General features: G+C 62.8%; 15 protein-coding genes. 8 read left to right on the plus strand and 7 right to left on the minus strand.

What is annotated here, in order from left to right; all coding sequences use genetic code 11:
• Positions 1–6 precede the first annotated feature (6 nt).
• Genes gmhB through C0Z16_RS02140 form a run of 3 tightly spaced genes read left to right on the plus strand, consistent with a single transcriptional unit; the run spans position 7 to position 2,292 of the window.
• Positions 7–561 carry a D-glycero-beta-D-manno-heptose 1,7-bisphosphate 7-phosphatase gene (gene gmhB, locus C0Z16_RS02130; RefSeq protein WP_102630569.1) on the plus strand — a complete coding sequence of 185 codons (555 nt, stop codon included), beginning with the start codon at positions 7–9 and terminating at the stop codon, positions 559–561.
• 40 nt (positions 562–601) lie between these two features.
• Positions 602–1,360 carry a lysophospholipid acyltransferase family protein gene (locus C0Z16_RS02135; protein ID WP_102630570.1) on the plus strand — a complete coding sequence of 253 codons (759 nt, stop codon included), beginning with the start codon at positions 602–604 and terminating at the stop codon, positions 1,358–1,360.
• Positions 1,361–1,404: 44 nt separating this feature from the next.
• Positions 1,405–2,292 carry a M48 family metallopeptidase gene (locus C0Z16_RS02140; RefSeq protein WP_102630571.1) on the plus strand — a complete coding sequence of 296 codons (888 nt, stop codon included), beginning with the start codon at positions 1,405–1,407 and terminating at the stop codon, positions 2,290–2,292.
• A 187-nt stretch (positions 2,293–2,479) separates the two neighbouring features.
• On the opposite strand, the gene gloA is transcribed toward C0Z16_RS02140, so the two are convergent.
• Entirely contained in the window at positions 2,480–2,863 is a 384-nt protein-coding gene (gene gloA / locus C0Z16_RS02145) for a lactoylglutathione lyase (RefSeq protein ID WP_102630572.1), read from the minus strand.
• Positions 2,864–2,995: 132 nt separating this feature from the next.
• The gene (locus C0Z16_RS02150; RefSeq protein WP_102630573.1) at positions 2,996–4,108 is read right to left on the minus strand and encodes a porin; all 1,113 of its coding nucleotides are present in this window, start codon (positions 4,106–4,108) and stop codon (positions 2,996–2,998) included.
• A gap of 342 nt (positions 4,109–4,450) precedes the next feature.
• On the opposite strand from C0Z16_RS02150, the gene C0Z16_RS02155 reads away from it, so the two are divergent.
• Entirely contained in the window at positions 4,451–5,377 is a 927-nt protein-coding gene (locus tag C0Z16_RS02155) for a DMT family transporter (RefSeq protein ID WP_102630574.1), read from the plus strand.
• 126 nt (positions 5,378–5,503) lie between these two features.
• On the opposite strand, the gene rsmA is transcribed toward C0Z16_RS02155, so the two are convergent.
• From rsmA to C0Z16_RS02175, 4 genes are all read right to left on the minus strand, one after another.
• Positions 5,504–6,334, minus strand: a complete 831-nt coding sequence (rsmA, locus tag C0Z16_RS02160) for a 16S rRNA (adenine(1518)-N(6)/adenine(1519)-N(6))-dimethyltransferase RsmA (protein WP_102630575.1) — start codon at positions 6,332–6,334, stop codon at positions 5,504–5,506.
• Between the two features lie 121 nt (positions 6,335–6,455).
• Positions 6,456–7,466 (minus strand): 4-hydroxythreonine-4-phosphate dehydrogenase PdxA, encoded by a 1,011-nt coding sequence (gene pdxA, locus C0Z16_RS02165; RefSeq protein ID WP_102630576.1) that lies wholly within the window; start codon positions 7,464–7,466, stop codon positions 6,456–6,458.
• Between the two features lie 5 nt (positions 7,467–7,471).
• Positions 7,472–8,833 (minus strand): peptidylprolyl isomerase, encoded by a 1,362-nt coding sequence (locus tag C0Z16_RS02170; RefSeq protein ID WP_175130610.1) that lies wholly within the window; start codon positions 8,831–8,833, stop codon positions 7,472–7,474.
• A 67-nt stretch (positions 8,834–8,900) separates the two neighbouring features.
• A complete protein-coding gene (locus C0Z16_RS02175) occupies positions 8,901–11,267 on the minus strand; it encodes an LPS-assembly protein LptD (protein ID WP_102630578.1) in 2,367 nt (788 codons plus the stop codon).
• A gap of 221 nt (positions 11,268–11,488) precedes the next feature.
• Here C0Z16_RS02175 and C0Z16_RS02180 point away from each other — a divergent pair, with 221 nt between their 5' ends.
• Positions 11,489–12,601, plus strand: a complete 1,113-nt coding sequence (locus C0Z16_RS02180; RefSeq protein ID WP_102630579.1) for an aminoglycoside phosphotransferase family protein — start codon at positions 11,489–11,491, stop codon at positions 12,599–12,601.
• A 3-nt stretch (positions 12,602–12,604) separates the two neighbouring features.
• The gene (gene murU, locus C0Z16_RS02185; protein ID WP_102630580.1) at positions 12,605–13,318 is read left to right on the plus strand and encodes an N-acetylmuramate alpha-1-phosphate uridylyltransferase MurU; all 714 of its coding nucleotides are present in this window, start codon (positions 12,605–12,607) and stop codon (positions 13,316–13,318) included.
• A 62-nt stretch (positions 13,319–13,380) separates the two neighbouring features.
• Here the strand turns inward: murU and C0Z16_RS02190 are convergent, their stop codons facing one another.
• Positions 13,381–15,270, minus strand: coding sequence for an ABCB family ABC transporter ATP-binding protein/permease (locus C0Z16_RS02190; RefSeq protein WP_102630581.1), 1,890 nt, complete (start codon positions 15,268–15,270; stop codon positions 13,381–13,383).
• Between the two features lie 314 nt (positions 15,271–15,584).
• Here C0Z16_RS02190 and C0Z16_RS02195 point away from each other — a divergent pair, with 314 nt between their 5' ends.
• A complete protein-coding gene (locus tag C0Z16_RS02195) occupies positions 15,585–15,980 on the plus strand; it encodes an acyl-CoA thioesterase (protein ID WP_102630582.1) in 396 nt (131 codons plus the stop codon).
• Positions 15,981–16,059: 79 nt separating this feature from the next.
• Positions 16,060–16,674, plus strand: a complete 615-nt coding sequence (locus C0Z16_RS02200; protein ID WP_102630583.1) for a glutathione S-transferase — start codon at positions 16,060–16,062, stop codon at positions 16,672–16,674.
• Positions 16,675–16,734: the final 60 nt, after the last annotated feature.

Here is a 16,734-nt window from a genome sequence, read left to right on the forward strand (position 1 = left end):
CACGCCATGCCGACCAAAAAAGTGGTGATCCTCGACCGCGACGGCGTAATCAACGCCGATTCCGACGCGTTCATCAAGTCGCCGGACGAGTGGGTCGCGTTGCCGGGTTCGCTCGAAGCGATCGCGCGTCTGAGCCAGGCGGGCTATCGTGTGGCGGTGGCGACGAACCAGTCGGGCATCGGCCGGGGTCTTTTCGACATGACCGCGCTCAACGCGATGCACCTCAAGATGCATCGCATGGCGGCGGCGGTCGGCGGGCGCATCGACGCCGTGTTCTTCTGCCCGCACACGGCAGAGGACCATTGCGAATGCCGCAAGCCGAAGCCCGGCATGCTGAAGATGATCAACGAGCGTTTCGAAGTCGACCCCGAGAACACGCCGGTTGTCGGCGACGCGATGCGCGATCTGCAAGCGGGCGCGGCGCTCGGCCATCCCGTTCATCTGGTGCTGACCGGCAAGGGCCGTAAAACGCTCGCGGCCGGCGGGCTGCCGGAAGGCACAATTGTCCACGACGACCTGCGGACGTTCGTGCTCGATTTTCTCGCCGACGCTCACGAGTGACACGCGCCGCGCGCGTCCCCAACCCTCACAGACCACGCTGATGCGCTTCATTCGTTCCCTGCTGCTACTGATTTACTTCATCGTATTCACGGTGCCGTACGCGACCGCATGCTTCATCGCATTCCCGTTCATGCGCGCCGACAAACGCTACTGGATGGCGGCCGGCTGGTGCAGCGCGACGCTCAAGGCGGCGCGCTGGCTCAACGGCATCCGTTACAGGATCGAAGGCATGGAGAATCTGCCCAACGGTCCGGCCGTGCTGTTGTCGAAACATCAATCCGCATGGGAGACGCTGGCCTTTCCCGCCTTGATGCCGCGGCCGTTGTGCTATGTGTTCAAGCGCGAGTTGCTGTACGTGCCGTTTTTCGGCTGGGCGCTCGGCATGCTGAAGATGGTTCACATCGACCGCAAGGAAGGCAAGTACGCGTTCGAGTCGGTCATCAGGCAAGGCAAGGCGCGCATGGCGGAAGGCGCCTGGGTGATCATGTTTCCGGAAGGCACACGCACGCCGACCGGCAAGCAAGGCAAGTACAAAACCGGCGGTGCGCGCTTTGCGATCGCCACTGGCGCGCCGGTCGTGCCGATCGCGCACAACGCTGGACGTGTGTGGCCTCGCAACTCGTTTCTCAAATATGCGGGTATAGTCACAGTGTCGATCGGCAAGCCGATTGAGACGACGGGGCTCACGCCCGATGAAGTGAACACGCGCGTCGAAAAGTGGATCGAAGCTGAGATGCGTCGCATCGATCCTACCGCGTACCGCGCGGCGGAAAGCAACTCCGCCGCCGCACCAATCTGACGCGCCCACGCCCTCGAAGGCGTATTTGCGCGAAGCCGAATCCGATGCAGAAGTCTCCTACGCCGCAGCCCGCTGCGGCGCTTGATAACCGGCAACTCGATCTCCCGCTCTTTGCAGAGCCGGGGTCCACGTCGTCGTCCCCGTCACCTTCCGCGCCTTCGGCATCGTCCACGGCACAGCAGCCCGCCGTGCCCCTTGCACCGGACGGCAGCAGGCTGCGCAGTCTCACCATCGGCTCACGCACGCTGCATTACGCGCTCAAGCGTTCGGCACGGCGCTCGATTGGCTTTGCGATCGACAGCACCGGTCTCACGATCACCGCGCCGCGCTGGGTCACGCTCGCCGATATCGAAACCGCGATCACCGAGAAGCAGCGCTGGATTTTCACGAAACTGATCGAATGGCAAACGCGCGTCGAACAGCGCGCGTTGCCGAAGGTCGACTGGAAAGACGGCGCCGAAGTGCCCTATCTCGGTCAACCGGTACGCGTGAGGCTTGGGTCGCCGCAAGGCATGCTCGCCTTCAGCGCGAACGACTCGGCGCTGCAAGTGCCGCTGCCTTTGCAAGCAGACCCACAGCAGATCAAGGACCGCGTGCAAGGCTGGTTGCAGGGCGAAGCGAAGCGAGTGTTCGGTGAGCGCCTCGTTATTTACGCCGAGAAACTGGGCGTCAACTATCGCGCGTATGCGCTTTCTTCAGCAGCCACGCGCTGGGGCAGTTGTTCGAGTGACGGCAAGATTCGCCTGAACTGGCGGCTGATTCACTTTCCGCTTTCCATTATCGATTATGTCGTCGCGCATGAACTCGCGCATCTGCGCGAAATGAATCACAGCCCGCGCTTCTGGCAAACGGTCGAATCGATTTTTCCGGAATTCCGCGAGGCGCGGCAGACGCTGAAGTCGCATCCGCCGGAATTACTGCCGACGCTTTAAACGCGAGAGCCTCAGCGTTAATCGTCACTCACGCGCTGCGGCTCGTGATCCGTCCGAGCGCGAGGTCGTCCGCGGAGCCGTCGAACAATGCCTCGATTTCGACGTGGATCGCGTCGAGTTCCTTGAACGAGGGATCGTTGTCGCTCATGACGTGATGCGATGTGACCTCGGCTCGCTGGCGCGAACGTTATTTCTTCTGGATGAACTCTATCTTATAGCCGTCCGGGTCCGTGACGAAGGCAATCACGGTGGTGCCGTGTTTCATCGGGCCGGCTTCACGCACGACCGTGCCGCCTTGCGCCTTGATCTTGTCGCATGCCGCGTAGGCGTCTTCCACTTCGACCGCCAGATGCCCGAAGCCGTTGCCAAGGTCATACGACGGGGTGTCCCAGTTATGCGTCAATTCGATGACAGTGCCGTCGCGCTCGTCCGTGTAGCCGACGAACGCCAGCGTGAACTTTCCGTCCGGATAATCCTGGCGGCGCAGTAACTTCATGCCGAGCAGTTCGGTGTAGAAGGCGATCGAACGGTCGAGGTCGCCGACCCGGAGCATGGTGTGAAGCAGGCGCATCGTGTACTCCCTATTGCTTGATGTCGAGAGCGTAAATGTACCCGGAATCGCCTGCCGTTGCAGGCCACGCATACTGCTCAACCGGCGCACGAAGCGCACGAAGCGCGCCGACGCTGCCTCGTAACCAATGCATCAGAACTGGTGCCGCAATCCCGCCATCAAGCCGATTTGCGAGCCTTTCTGCGCGAGTCCCACGCCATTCACACCTTGCAGTTGCGCGCCGATCAGATCGCCGCGATACAGCGAATAATCGCCTTCCAGATAGGCGTCGGTGCGCTTTGACAGGTTGTAGTCGGCGACGATCTGATATTGCCATGCCGAACCGTCTTTCGCGGCGGTCTTGCCGTCCTGCAACGTCCGCCAGACATTCGCCGCGAAGTGCCAAGCGTTCCCCACCTGCTGCGTGATGCCGCCCATGAACATGCGCCGGCGCGAGAAGTCCGTGTATTTCAGCGCAGTCAGCGCGGGCGCGGTGAACGGCCCGTTGGCGAAAGTCGCAAAACCGGCGTCGGCCCGATTGACGATGTAACCCACCGCAAAGCGCGTCCTGTCCCACGTGTATGAGCCGCCGAAGGTCCAGGCCTTGGCCGCCGCGCCGTTGACCGAATCTTTCGATTCCTCGTACGCGCCGCCGATGCTGAACGGTCCGCCCACGGGTGCGTAAGCGGCCGCCGCGCCGATCTGGCTGCCATACGAATTGCCGGCATTGCCGCCGAACGCGTAACCGGCCGCGAAGCTGAAACCGTTGTATCTCGCCTGATACTGCACCTGGTTGCTGGTCCAGATGCCGCCCGTCATCGTCACTTCCGGCTGGAAGCTGAAATCGTAGGGAATCCAGGGATTGCTGCCATAGCCGCCTACGGTGATGCCTTCAATCATCACGTTGTACTGACGGCCCACGATCACCTGGCCGTACGAATTCGAGCGCACGCCGACCTGCGCTTCGTTGAAGAACGGCAAGGTCGGATCGCTCTGCCCGCTGTTGATATACAGGCGGTTTTCGAGCTTGAAAAAAGTGGACCAGCCGCCGCCGAGATCCTCGACACCTTTTAGTCCCCAGCGGCTTTGCGTCATGCCGCCGGTGCCGAGTCCGACCGATGAATCGCCGGCTTTGTTCGCGTGGGTCAGATAGCGTACGCTTTCGTCGACCACGCCGTACAGCGTCACACTGGATTGAGCCTGCGCGATCGGACAACCGAACCACGCCAACGCCACGGCCGCCGCGCATCTGCTGAAAGTGTTCATGTCGTGTCCTGGTACAGGCTCCGCGTTGCGCGGATAAAGTTGGTCTGCTGACGCGGTGCATCCACTCTATGGCTCTGCTCCTACCGGAGCTAGAACCCGACGACGCCGCGCGTACGAATGTACTGACAACACATGTCGCCGAACCTTAGCGCGAAATCAAAATGGTAAGAAATTTGTGTTGCGCGCGAGTTGCGCCGGCGTCTTTAAATCGGCAAATGACTTGCGACTTGTCAGAAGCACGCGTAGGCGGTGGGGTCATCGGCTGGCGAAGCGGCGGGTTTGGTATCGTGTGGACCTGCGCCGGTCAACCCTGCCTTGTCTCTATCGTCAATCACACTGCCCATGAGCACCACCGCCCTGCCCGCGCGCCGCGCCCCCGATAGCTTCGCCGTCCTGCTGATGGTCGGCTTGTGCGCGATCTGGGGATTCCAGCAAGTGGCGATCAAGAGCACCAACGCCGCGCTGCCGCCGATCTTTCAGGCCGGCTTGCGTTCGGCGATCGCAGCGCTGCTAGTGTGGGGCTGGGCGCGCTCGCGCGGCACGCCGCTGTTCCGCGACGACGGCACGCTGGCCGCCGGTCTGCTCGCGGGCATGCTGTTCGCGGGCGAGTTCGTGTGCATCTTCCTGGGCCTCACGCTGACGAGTGCATCGCGTATGGCAGTCTTTCTGTACACGGCGCCGTGCTTTACGGCACTGGGTCTGCATTGGTTCGCCGAAGGCGAGCGGATGCGGCGCGTTCAGTGGCTCGGCATCTTCCTCGCATTCGCCGGCATGACACTGGCTTTCGCGGATGGTTTCCTGCACGGCGCCCCCGCGCGCGGCACGACACTGGCGGCCGTGGCCGGCGACGCGCTGGGTGTGCTGGCGGGCATCGCCTGGGCCGCGACGACCGTCGTAGTTCGCGCGACGCGGCTCGCTCACTCGAGCGCAAGCAAGACGCTGTTCTATCAACTGGCGGTGTCCGCCGTGGTATTGCTCGCGCTGGCGCTTGGGCTCGGCCAGGTGCACGTCGACGCGCTCACGCCGTTGGCCATCGCTAGCCTCGCGTATCAGGCCGTGGTCGTCGCTTTCGTCAGCTATCTGGTGTGGTTCTGGCTGCTCACGCGTTATGTCGCGTCACGCCTGTCGGTGTTCTCGTTTCTTACGCCGCTATTCGGCGTGAGCTTCGGCGTGCTGCTGTTGGGAGACTCGTTCAGCTTGCGGTTCCTGATGGCCGCAGTGCTGGTGCTGACCGGCATCGCGCTGGTCAATGCGCCGGGCAAGCGATGAACTGAGTGGTTCAGAGCTCTGAGCCGCTGCGCCTGAGGCTTCACGGCTCCAGGCTTAGCGGCTGAGAACTCGGGGCTGGCGCTTTTTGGCTCTCAGGCTTAGTGCTCGAAAGTCAGGGCACGGCGCTTAACGCTTAGCCGCCACGATCTGCGCGATGCGCACGTATTCGGCCACCGGCACATCTTCGGCGCGGCGCTGCAAGTCGAAGCCGATCGCGTCGAAGTCGACCGTGTCGCGCAACGCGGCCAGCGTGTTGCGCAGCATTTTGCGCCGCTGCGAGAACGCCGCGGTAACCACTTCGCCGAGCACGCGCTCGTCCACCGGCGTCAGTTCGTGCGGTGCATAGGGAATCATTCGCACGATCGCGGAATCCACTTTGGGCGGCGGTTGGAATGCCTCGGGCGGCACGTCGAGTTGCTTGTCGATCACGTAGCGGTACTGCAGCATCACCGAGAGACGGCTGAACGCCTTGGTGCCCGGCTCAGCCACCATCCGCTCGACCACTTCGTTCTGCAACATGAAATGCTGATCGATCACGCGATGCGCGACCGACGTCAGGTGAAAGAGCAGCGGGCTCGAAATGTTGTACGGCAAGTTACCGACAATGCGCAGCGTTGGCTCGTCGCCGGGCGCGGCCAGGGAGCCGAAGTCGAACGCGAGGGCATCGCCTGCATGCAGTTCGAGCAGATCGCCGAACTTGTTCTTCAGACGCCCAATCAGATCGCGGTCCAGTTCGACAGCGTGCAAGGGCGCCTCAGGCGTGGCCAGACGCTCGATCAGCGGTCCGGTTAGCGCGCCGAGCCCCGGACCGATTTCGACCATGCGCTCACCGCGTTGCGGCCGGATCACATCGACAATCGAATCGATCACGCCCATGTCGACCAGAAAGTTCTGCCCGAAACGCTTGCGCGCGATATGACCTTGGTGCCGGCCCTGTTGCTGTCTGCTGGTGGACATCGAAGAAACGCTAAAGAAAGAGAGCTGCTTGAGAAAGGAATATGGGCTGATTCAGCGCCACGCTGGCTGCAACAGCCGCACTCGCCACAGGGGCCGCGCGAGGCGCCGATGCAACGCTGACTCAGCCCGTGCGGCGATGCTGCGCCATGCTAACCGCGGTGTCGATGGCGGCAATCAAACTGCCCGCGTCGGCGCGTCCGGTGCCGGCGAGATCGAGCGCGGTGCCGTGGTCGACCGACGTGCGGATGATGGGAAGCCCAAGCGTGATATTGATGCCTTCGCCGAACGTCGCGTACTTGAGCACCGGCAAACCCTGATCGTGGAACATGGCCAGCACGCAGTCGGCCTGATCCAGGTAACGCGGCTGGAACAGCGTGTCAGCCGGATAAGGACCGCGAGCGTCGATGCCCTGATCGTTCGCGAACTTCAGCGCCGGCGCGATCACGTCGATTTCCTCGCGGCCCAGATAGCCGTTTTCGCCCGCATGCGGGTTCAGTCCCGTCACAAGAATGCGCGGCGCAGGCAAGCCGAAGTGATGCCGCAGATCGTGATCGACAATGCGCAGAACTTCGACGAGGCCCTCGATTGAAAGCGCGGCCGAAACGTCCTTCAACGGCAAATGCGTGGTCGCGAGCGCCACGCGCAACGGACGCTTGCCGGTGCCCGCTAGCATCATCACCACGCGCGGCGTGTGCGTGCGTTCGGCAAGATATTCGGTATGGCCGGTAAAGGGCACGCCGGCGTCGTTGATGGTGCTCTTTTGCAGCGGTGCGGTGACGATTGCATCGAATGTGCCGGCCACCGCGCCGTCGATTGCGTTATCGAGCAGATCCAGCACGTAGCGCCCATTCGCCGCATTCAGCTTGCCCGCGACAGTCGGCGCACCGAGCGGCCGATGCTGCACCCGAATGCGCGATGCGTCCGCCAAGAGCGCAGTCCAGTCGACGCCGACTGCCCGCGCGCGTTCCGCGAGAAGCGCCGCATCGCCCAGCACGGTGAATTGCGCGCCGGGCCAATGCGCGGCCGCACCCGCAAGCGCCTGCGCCGTCAGTTCGGGGCCGACGCCGGCCGGCTCGCCGGTCGTGATCGCGATGTGCAACGGCAAGCTGGCGGACTGGGCGGCGGTGGTCATGATACTTACTGAACGCTCGACAGATCGGGCTTTACTTCGACATAAGCGGTGTCGCGCAGTTCGCGCAGCCAGTCGGCGTAAGCCTGCTCCGCCTTGCGCTGACCGATGGCCTGGCGCGCGAGGTCCATTTGCTGCGCGACCGAGCCTTCCGCTTCGCGACGCTCCAGCACCTGAATCAGGTGATAGCCGTACTCGCTGCGCACGGGGTCGCTGATCTGGCCGTCCTGCAAGCCGTTCATTGCGCGCTCGAATTCCGGCACCGTTTCGCCCGGGCTGATCCAGCCCAGATCGCCGCCTTGCGACGACGAACCGTCTTGCGAGTAGGTATGAGCGAACTTCGAGAAGTCGCCGCCAGCCGCGATCTCCTTCTTGATTTCGAGCAGCTTCTGGCGCGCTTGCGGCTCCGACATGCCGTCACCCATGCGCAGCAGGATGTGGCGCACGTGTGTTTGCACGAGCTTCGGCGCGTCCGAACTCGTGCCTTGACCGGTGCGGCGATCGACGAGGCGCACGATCTCGAAACCGTCGTTGGTGCGGATCAGTTCAGGATTGACCTGGCCCGGACGCAGTGCCGCGGCCGCCTTGACGAATTCCGGCGGCAACTTCGACGGCGCGGCGAAACCCGTATCGCCGCCCTTCGACGCATCCGGCGCCTGCGAATTCGACTTCGCGAGCTTCTCGAAGTTGGCGCCGCCCTTAGCTTCCGCTAGCAATGCCTCGGCTTTTTTCTGAGCCGCTTCGATGTCCGTCTGTGACGCGTTCAGCGGCGCCTTCAGCAAAATATGCTGTATATGCAGGTCGCTCGTCGCGCCGGCATTCGGCCCGCGCTGACTCGCGATGTAGTTCGCGACTTCCGCGTCCGACACCGTGACCTTGCTGTCCACTTCCTTTTCACGCAGACGCGAAAGCGTGAGTTCGGTACGCGCGTCGCTCGTGAAGGTGGTCCAAGGCACGCCTTGCGCCTCGATCCGCGAGCGATACATGTCGAGCGACAGATTGTTCGCCTGCGCGAGCCGCTCGAGCGTTTTCTGCACGGCCGCGTCGTCGATATTGATGCCGACTTCCTTCGCCTTCTGCAACTGGATGCGCTCCAGCACCATCTGATTGAGCACCTGCTGACGCAACTGGTCGGCCGGCGGAATCGGCGCGTTCTGCTGGTTCAGGCGGCGGGTGATCAGGCCCACGCGGTCGTCGAGTTCACGCCGCGTGATGACACCGTTGTTGACCACTGCGGCGATCGTATCGACCGTCTGACCGCGGTTGCCGCCCAGCGCTTGCGCGTGAGCCGGCGCAACCGGCAGGAAAGACGCCACGGCGGCAAGACCTGCCGCGAGCGTTGCCAAGCGAAGCTTTTTCATGATTGCCACAGATACTCCAATGATGTCGGGCACGCCTGGCCCGTCTTTTCGCATTCGATGAATGAGCGGGTGAGCATCATTCGTAATTGATGAAACGCGACTCCGGCGGCGGCGGTGGCGGCAGCGGCGTATAGCCCGCCACACTGCTGCGGAATGCGGCAATCAGCCCGTTGTCGACGCTCGACAAGCCCTTGAACGTCAACTGCGCGAGAAAGCGCGTGCTGGACTGATGCTGCCCCGACGTATTCAGACCGTTCGCGTAGCGCTGAATGCCCGCGCCGAGCGTCCAGCAGTCGGCGTCGTATTGCAGACCGACAAGGCCGTCGACGATCCGATGCCCGCCCAGATCATAGTTGAACCGCCCAACCCCGAACACGCGATGCGTCAGCGGCCATTGCCCCGAAACCAGCACCTGGTTGATCGGCTGGTTGTCCAGCGTAGTGTTCGCGCGCGTGTAGCGATACGCGACGTTGACCACCTTACCGGTCGCCGGACTGAAGCCGAAACCGACGCTCGTCTTGACCAGCTGGTTGTTGTCGGCATTATATTGGAACGCCGTTTCCGACGCGAAACCGGCCCCGAGCTTGACCGACGCGCCCACGATCAGGTCCGAATGCGTGGCCTGCGTGCTCGTCTGGTTCGGCAGCAGCGTGACGCGCTGATCCTGGAAATAGTACTGCTGCGCGATCACGAAGCGCGCGCGTTCGTCGCCCGTTGCCGGGTTGATGAAGCGCGTGGTGATGGCAGCGGTCAGACGGTTCGCATCCGCGATACGGTCATTGCCGACGAAGGTATTCGGCGTGAAGATTTCCGCGAGCCCGAAGTCGGAGTCGGCGGTATCGAACAGCGGCGCCGACGCCTGATTGCGATACGGCGTGTACACGTAGTACAGGCGCGGCTCGAGCGTCTGGATGTAATCCTCGCCGAAGAGCCGGACCGAGCGGTCGAAAATCAGCCCGGTATCGAACGTCAGCGTGGGAATCGATTCGGTGAAATTCTTCGGCGTGCCGACCGGCACGTCGCTGCCGATATTGCGCAGGTTGTACGACGCGAAGTGCCACTGCACCTTCGGCGTGACGAAGTAGCCAGGCCCCACGACCGAGTACGAAATGTACGGGTTGAACATCACCCGTTGACCTTCGGTCAGATCCGCGGTCGTGATGCGGAAGTTCGTGTAATCGGCTTCCGCGCCGAAGTCGAAGCCGCCGACGTTGTACTTCGCGTACTTCACGTTCAACTGCGGCTCGCGGCCGTAAGGCGCCACCGACGGCGTCAGCGTCTGCCAGTGCTGCTCGCGTGCGAGCACCGACCACGGGCCGTTGTTATAGGTCAACCCCGCTTCCTGTTGGTACAGGAGCTGGGTGCCGTTCATGAACTGATTGATCGACGACGACAGGTCTTCCGGATACGTGTTATCCGAGACCTTGTTGTAGTAGATGTAGCCGCCGAACCCGTTGCCGAAGTTCTGGTTGTGCTGGATATACAGCGCGTAGCGGTTGGTCTTCGTCAGCCGGTCGTTCGGCAGGAACTCGCCGGTGATCGAGCCGGAATACGTGGGCGACAGATAACGGAACGACGCCTGCGTCTGCACGCCGCGCTTGGAAATCAGACGCGGCGTGAGCGTCAGGTCCCGATTCGGCGCGATGTTGAAATAATACGGCACCGACAGTTCGAAGCCGTTCGTCGAGCTGAGCGAAAACGTGGGCGGCAAGATGCCGCTGCGCCGCTCGCCCGAGAGCGGAAACGACAGCCACGGCGATGCGAAAACCGGCACGCCCTGGAAGAACAGCACGCTGTTGTACGCCACGCCTTCGTCGGCGCCGGTATCGAAATCGAACTCGCTGCCCTTGATGTACCACGCCGGATCGTCCGCGCACGCGCAGGCCGTGTACGTGCCCTTCGAGAACACCGAGCGCTCGTTGTCGAGCAGATCGACGCGCTCCGCGCTGCCCGAGCCGCCCGTCACATTGAAGTGATACTTCGGCGCGGTCATGAAGCCTTCGCTCGAATCCACGCGCAAGTGCGCTTCGGGTCCGGCGAACGTCGTGCCGTTGTTGTTCATGCGGACCTGGCCGTATGCGTCGGCCATGTCCGTGTCCTGATCGTAATGCAGCGCGTCGGCTTTGATCACGACCGTATTGCGGCGCACTTCGGCCGAACCCTTTACGGCCATGTCCTGATCCGTGGTGCCGTTGGTCGAGTCGCCGAGCACGAAGGTGGCCGGCTTCTGGCCCGGCTGCAGCAGATGGTCTTCGAGTTGCGGGGCGAGTTGCATGCCCCATGGCAGGTCGATCGGCTGCGGCTGTGCGGCCTCCCCGACCAGTTGGGCGTGAGCAAGCGCGGGCATCAGGCCCGGAACGGCGATCAACGCCGCGACGAGCCGCCTTTTGCGCGGCGCGGCGGCACAAGAGGAAATCGTTTGGGAAAGCTGTCTAGGCGGCATGTATCGTTTGGCGAATCGGCCCGTCCGTCAGCTTCTGCAGTCACGGTCCACCGCCTGCACACCACGACCGTGACAGTCGGCTGCACATCAATATTTACAATCGTCGAACGATGAGGCGGGCGGTAAAGCGGAATACGCGAAAGCTGGCGTGAGTCGCGTCAAAAAAGTCGTGGGGTATTATATGGCAAGACGTTGTCCCCCTGAATTTGCCGCCGGTTTTCATGACGCTGCCCCCTTCCCAAGACTTCACAGATATCTCCGCCGACAGCCGCCTGGAACTGCTCAAGGCCTGGCTGAAAGCCCACTCGGCGCGTTATGCGCTCGATCTCGACACGCTCGCTCCGGCTTCGTCCGACGCCAGTTTTCGCCGCTATTTCCGGCTTGCCGGTAAGGCGGCGGAAGGCGAAAGCGCCGGAACGCTGATCGCCGTCGATGCCCCGCCGCCCGAAAAGTGCCGCGAATTCGGGCAGATCGCGCAGTTGCTCGACGCCGCCGGCGTGCATGTGCCGCGCGTGCTGGAAGCGGACTTCGACGCCGGGTTCATGCTCGTCACCGATCTCGGCACCGCGTCGTACCTCGGCGCGCTCACCGCCGCGCAAAACGATAACGACCCGCGCCGCGCGCGCACGCTGATGCGCGACGCGCTCGACGCGCTGATCCGCTGGCAGCTCACGTCGCGTGAAGGCGTGCTGCCGCCGTTCGACGAAGCCTTCCTGCGCCGCGAGATGGAGCTGATGCCGGAGTGGTTCATGGGCCGGCACCTTGGCCGCGAGGTCGACGACAACACGCGCGGCCTGCTCGACCGCACGTTCGCGCTGCTGATCGCGAGCGCGCGCGCACAGCCGCAAGTCTTCATGCTGCGCGATTTCATGCCGCGCAACCTGATGGTGATTACCGCGCCCAACGAGGCGAGCCAGGTGAACTCCGCTGTGAACCCAGGCGTGCTGGACTTTCAGGACGCGGTATACGGCCCGATCACGTACGACGTCGCCTCGCTGTTGCGCGACGCGTTCCTGAGCTGGGACGAAGAGTTCGAGCTCGATTGCTTCGTGTACTACTGGGAGCGCGCGAAGAAAGCCGGCTTGCCCGTCGATCCTGATTTCGGCGAGTTCTACCGCCAGATTGAATGGATGGGGTTGCAACGGCATATCAAGGTGCTGGGTCTCTTCTGCCGCATTAACTACCGCGACGGCAAACCGCATTACATAAACGATTTGCCGCGTTTCATCGGCTATACGCGCAAGGTTGCCGAACGTTATGCGCCGCTGCGTCCGTTCGCGAAGCTGCTCGACGATGTCGAAGGCCGCGCGAACGAAGTCGGCTACACCTTCTGACCGATGACGATGTCCCTGAAGAAAGCGATGATTTTCGCCGCGGGCCGCGGCGAGCGCATGCGTCCGTTGACTGACGCGTGCCCCAAGCCTTTGCTCGAAGTCGGCGGCAAGCCGCTGATCGTATGGCAGATCGAACGGCTCGCGCGCGCCGGCTTTCAAACCATCGTGATCAATCATGCGTGGCTTGGCGAGCGAATCGAAGCTGCACTCGGCGACGGTTCGCGCTGGCACGTGCACCTCCGTTACTCGGCCGAGCATGAAGCGTTGGAGACGGCGGGCGGCATCGTGCAGGCGCTGCCGCTCATCGAAGATAACGGTGAAAGTGAAGTGTTTGCGGCCGTGAGTGGCGACGTGTACGCGGATTTCGATTACGCGGTTTTGAACGCGCATGCCGAAGCGCTAAAGGCGTTGCCTGAGCCGGGCATGCATCTGGTGATGGTGCCGAATCCGGCGTTTCATCCGGACGGAGACTTTGCACTAGTCGGCGGCAGGCTGTCGCTCGACGCGCAGCCGCGCTTCACGTTCGGCAATATCGGACTCTACGACACGCGCATGTTTCGCGATCTGCCGCGCGGCACGCGGTGCGCGCTCAGGCCGTATTACCGCGACGCGATCGCGCGCGGTCTCGCGACCGGCGAGCTATACGAAGGATTGTGGGAAAACGTCGGCACGCCGGCGCAGCTTCAGCAATTGGATCAGCGCTTGCGCGAGCGTTGAACTGAAACGCAAGGCGATAACAGCGGGATAACAAGCGCGGCGCAAACGCAGCCCCGCGCGCCTCACCGCCCGCCATCCCCCGCGCCCACAGCTTCCACCGACTGCGACGCCTCCGCCGCGCGTTGCTGCTGCAACGCCCACATCTGCGCGAACAGACCGTTCGCGCGCAACAACTCGGCGTGCGTGCCGCGTTCGACGATGCGCCCTTTGTCCATCACGATGATCTGCTGTGCATGCACCACGGTCGAAAGCCGGTGCGCGATGATCAGCGTCGTGCGTTCGCGCGCAATCTGATCGAGCTCGTGCTGGATTGCGCGCTCCGAACGCGAATCGAGCGCCGAGGTGGCTTCGTCGAACAACAGAATCGGCGGGTTCTTCAGAATGGTCCGCGCAATCGCGACCCGCTGCTTCTCGCCTCCCGAGAGCTTCAACCCACGCTCGCCGACGGGCGTGTCATATCCCTTCGGCAGTCCTTCGATGAACTCGTGAATATGCGCCGCACGCGCCGCCGCGATCACCTCTTCGCGCGTCGCGGACGGCCGTCCATAAGCAATGTTGTAGTAGATCGAATCGTTGAAGAGCACGGTGTCCTGCGGCACGATGCCGATCGACGCACGCAGCGAAGCCTGCGTCACGTCGCGAATGTCCTGACCGTCGATAGTGATCGCGCCGCCCGTCGCGCGGTCCAGATCGTAGAAGCGGAACATCAGCCGCGCGAGCGTCGACTTGCCCGAGCCGCTATGGCCGACCACCGCCGTCGTCGTGCCCGCCGGAATCGTGAAGCTCACGTCGTGCAGAATCTGCCGCGCCGGTTCGTACGAGAAGTTCACGTGTTCGAAGCGCACTTGCGCGCCGCTCACTTTCAACTCGGGCGCATCCGGCACATCGGGCACTTCCTGCGCGGCGCCGAGCAGCGTGAACATGCGGTCCATGTCGGTGAGACTTTGCTTCAGTTCCCGATACACCACGCCGAGAAAATTCAGCGGAATATAAAGCTGCAACATGAACGTGTTGATCAGCACGAGATCGCCGAGGGTGAGGCGTCCCGCCATCACGCCTTCGGTTGCGCGCCACAGAATGAACACGAGCCCGGTGCCGATAATCGCCTGCTGCCCGAAGTTCAACGCCGACAGCGAGCGCTGCGACTTGATCGCGGCCGTGCGATAGCGCTTCAGGTTTTCGTCGTAGCGGCTCGCTTCCCACTCTTCATTGCCGAAGTACTTGACGGTCTCGTAGTTGAGCAGCGAGTCGATTGCGCGCGAGTTCGCCTTCGAATCCAGATCGTTCATCGTGCGGCGAAAATGCGTGCGCCACTCGGTCACTTTCACGGTGAAGACGATGTACACGGCCAACGCCACGAACGTGACCACCGCGTAATAGGCCTCGTATTTGACGACGAAAAACCCGAGTACGAGCCCGACTTCGACCAGCGTCGGCAGGATGCTGTACAGCGAATATGAAATGAGCTGCGTGATGCCACGGGTGCCGCGTTCGATATCGCGCGACATGCCGCCCGTTTGCCGGTCCAGATGAAAGCGCAACGACAAACCATGCAGATGCCGGAACACCTTGAGCGCGAGCTGCCGCACGGCGCTTTCGGTGACTTTCGAAAACAGAATCTCGCGCAACTCCGTGAAGAGCGACGTGCAGAGCCGCACCACCGCATACGCGACCACCAGCAAGCCGACGCCGCCGAGCAGCACGATCCCCGGCGAATTCTGCGCGCGGCCGAGCGCGGTGAGGTGCTGCACCGACGCGAGGCTGTCGACGATCCTCTTCATCACGACCGGCACGCCCAGATTGGCGATCTTTGCGCCAATCAGACAACTCAGCGCAAAGATCACGCGCCATTTGTAGGTCGCGAGATAAGGCAGCAGGGACAGAATCGTCTGCCAGTCGTTGCGCGGCTGGGTGGAGATCGGCGAGGGTTCGGACGGAAGCGAGCGGCGCATGGGATTCGGCTGGGGAGGATTTGGAAATGCCGGAGTTCGCAGCGGCGCGCCGACCGCCGCGTGTGCACGCACACTGCTTGGCCGCGCAACCTGGCTGGGCGCTTTCCCGTACAATTCCTGATTTTCGTATTGTCGCAGAAGCCGGCTGGCGCCGCTTTTCACGGGCTATCCCGGCCGTCGGTCGAACGTTGGCCGCGCGGCCCTGCCGTTTCGCAAGGTCCGCGGCTCGCGTCGAGCCGTTGTCGTGAAGTCCTCGCCTGCTGGTCGAGCCGACTGAGCCGATCAAAACCAACACGCGTTTCCAGGTGCCCTCGATGACCGATATTCTTCAACTCCCGCAAAAGCCTTGCGCACTGCGCGTCGTGCCGCAACCGTCGGACGCGAATGTCCACGGCGACGTGTTCGGCGGCTGGATCATGGCGCAAGTGGACATTGCCGGCTCGATCCCGGCAAGCCGTCGCGCGAACGGGCGGGTCGCGACCATCGCGGTCAACTCGTTCGTGTTCAAGCAGCCGGTATTCGTGGGCGATCTGCTGAGTTTTTACGCGGACATCGTGAAGACGGGCAATACGTCGATCACGGTTTCGGTCGAAGTCTACGCACAACGTATGAGCCTGACTCAGGATCTCGTGAAGGTGACCGAGGCCACGTTGACGTACGTCGCGACCGATAGCGACCGCCGTCCACGCGCGCTGCCGGTATTGGACTGAGCTGGACTGAGCTTGATTCGGCGCGATTGAGCCGCGACCAACGTGGGCGTACCACGATAGAACTTCTAACGGAAATGAGATGAAACTGATCGGAATGCTCGACTCGCCTTACGTGCGCCGCGTGGCTATCTGCCTGAAGATGCTGAAGCTCGATTTCGAACACGCGCCCATTTCCGTGTTCAGCACCTACGACCAGTTCGCGGCCATCAACCCGGTCGTCAAGGCGCCCACACTCGTCGCCGACAACGGCAAGACGGTGATGGATTCGACGGTGATTCTTCAGTACCTCGCGTCGCTGGCCGGCCCCGAACAGCGGCTATTTCCGTCGCATCCCGACGAGTCTTTGCGCGCCGCCCGCTTGACCGGGCTCTCGCTCGCCGCGTGCGACAAGACAGTGCAGATCGTCTACGAACGCAATCTGCGGCCGGTGGAAAAGCAGCATGAGCCGTGGATGGAGCGCGTGCGTGCGCAGTTGCTCGCAGCGTACGCCGAACTCGAAGAGGAAGCGACGGCCACGCCGCTGCCGACCGACGCGGACCGCTTCGGCGCCGCGGAAGTCACAGTGGCGGTCGCGTGGAATTTCACGCAAATGATGCTGCCGCAGATCGTCAGGGCGACCGCGCATCCTTGTTTGCAGACATTTTCAGCGGCGGCGGAACAGTTGCCGGTCTTCGTGAGCACGCCGGCGGTGTGAGATGAGCGCGTCAGCGCCTGCGGACAAAGAGAGCGGCACGCGAATGACCGCGTGTGCGCT

This window comes from Paraburkholderia rhynchosiae, assembly GCF_002879865.1.
GTDB classification, from domain to species: Bacteria; Pseudomonadota; Gammaproteobacteria; order Burkholderiales; family Burkholderiaceae; genus Paraburkholderia; species Paraburkholderia rhynchosiae.